The sequence below is a fragment of the Prevotella sp. genome, from assembly GCF_036570325.1.
Classification (GTDB): Bacteria; Bacteroidota; Bacteroidia; order Bacteroidales; family Bacteroidaceae; genus Prevotella.
Genome location: NZ_DATCYK010000070.1, coordinates 1 through 1,887 on the forward strand (window position 1 = coordinate 1; position 1,887 = coordinate 1,887).

Here is a 1,887-nt window from a genome sequence, read left to right on the forward strand (position 1 = left end):
AACGACGTGATGGCGCAAACGGTGGCCAACCCTACGCTGCGCAACGTGCTCATGGGGGCACTGCCGCTCTATGCCGCCGAGCAAAACAAGACGCCATTTGCCACCCATGCCTTTGTAACCGACTTCTATAACCAAAGCGCTTACCGCATCATCGGGGGCAGCGACGCCATCGCCGAGGCGCTGAAAACGACGCTCGAACAATATGGCGGCCGCATCATCACCCGCCAAAAGGCCATCCACATAGACTGCGACGACCAACGGGCACGGGCTGTCATCACCGCTGACGGCACCCGATACGAGGCCGACGTCATCATATCCGACCTACACCCAGCCCGCACTTTGGAGCTTACCGACTCGCCATTGCTGCGCCCCGCCTACCGACGGCGTATCAACAGCATGCCCAACACGGTGGGGGGATTCGCCGTTTACTTGAAATTCAAACCGCAAAGCATGCCCTACATGAACCATAACTTCTATGGTTACAAGGACAATACGCCGTGGGGATGTGAGCAATACACGGCGTCCGACTGGCCCAAAGGCTATCTTTACATGCACATGTGTAACGAAGCCAACCAGCGATTTGCCCAAAGCGGCATTCTGCTTTCCTACATGCAATACGCCGATGTGGCCCGATGGGAGGGCACGAAGATAGGCCAACGAGGACAAGACTATGAGGAGTTTAAACGGCAACACGCCGAAAGGCTCATCGCCACCGTGGAACATGACCACCCCGGATTCGGCGCCACCATAGAGCAATACTTCACCAGTACGCCCCTCACCTACCGTGACTACACGGGCACAGAGGCCGGAAGCATGTACGGCATAGCCCGTGACGTGAGGCTGGGACCGGCCGCACGGGTGCACCATCTCACACGTATTCCCAACCTGCTACTCACCGGGCAGAACGTCAACAGCCACGGCATACTCGGCGTATTGGTAGGAACCATCGTCACCTGCTCGGCCCTTCTCACCTCGGAAGAGCTGTTCCGACAAATCAACGACAGCAACAAATGAAGACGGTTATCATCATAGGAGGAGGCCTCGGCGGCCTTTTCACCGGCGCGCTGCTGGCCAAGGAGGGCTACAGAGTGACGGTGTTGGAGAAAAACAAGACCATTGGCGGCGGACTGCAAACCTTTCGCCGCCACGGCGTATGCTTTGAAACGGGCATGCACTTGTTAGGAGGAATGCGCCGAGGACAGACGCTCGACCGGCTGCTACGCTATTTGGGAATCAGCGACAAGCTGCGAATAAAGCACGTCGACGCCCTCTGCATGGACCAAATCACCTATCTGTCGGATGGCAAGACCTACCGTGTGCCCGAGGGACGGGAGGCCTTCATCCGCTATTTCGCCGAACAATTCCCCCACGAACGTGAAGCCATTGAACAATATGTGGAGGCCCTCTATCGCATGGTTGACGAGATAGATTTCTTCTACCTGCGCCCCACGAACGACCACGTGTACACCCATGGACCTGAATTTATGTGGCCGGCAGACCGCTTCGTGGCCCATTTCATCCATGACGAGCGCCTGCGTGACGTGCTGGGTTACATGAATCCGATGTACGGAGGCATGGAAGGACACACGCCGGCGTACATCCATGCCCTCATCAACGTGCTCTACATAGAGGGTCCGAGCAGGTTTCAGGGCGGCAGCCAGCAGCTCGCCGACGCCTTGGCCGACATCATCCTACAACATGGCGGGGCCGTTATCGGCGGCGACAAGGTGACATCTATCGACATCGACGACCGACAGATGACAGCCGTCCACACCCAACAAGGACGTACTTACACGGCCGACACATTCATCAGTGCCATCCATCCCCGCCAACTTATCGGCATGACCGACAGCCATTGCTTCTCAAAAGCCTTCCGAAAGCGTATCG

Annotated in this window: 2 protein-coding genes; both read left to right on the plus strand. The window is 57.3% G+C overall.

Annotated elements, in window-relative coordinates; genetic code table 11:
* A partial coding sequence (locus VIR50_RS08105) for a phytoene desaturase family protein (protein WP_331934638.1) occupies positions 1-1,014 on the plus strand: 1,014 nt, incomplete at its 5' end.
* A partial coding sequence (locus VIR50_RS08110) for a phytoene desaturase family protein (RefSeq protein ID WP_331934639.1) occupies positions 1,011-1,887 on the plus strand: 877 nt, incomplete at its 3' end. The genes VIR50_RS08105 and VIR50_RS08110, both read left to right, overlap by 4 nt.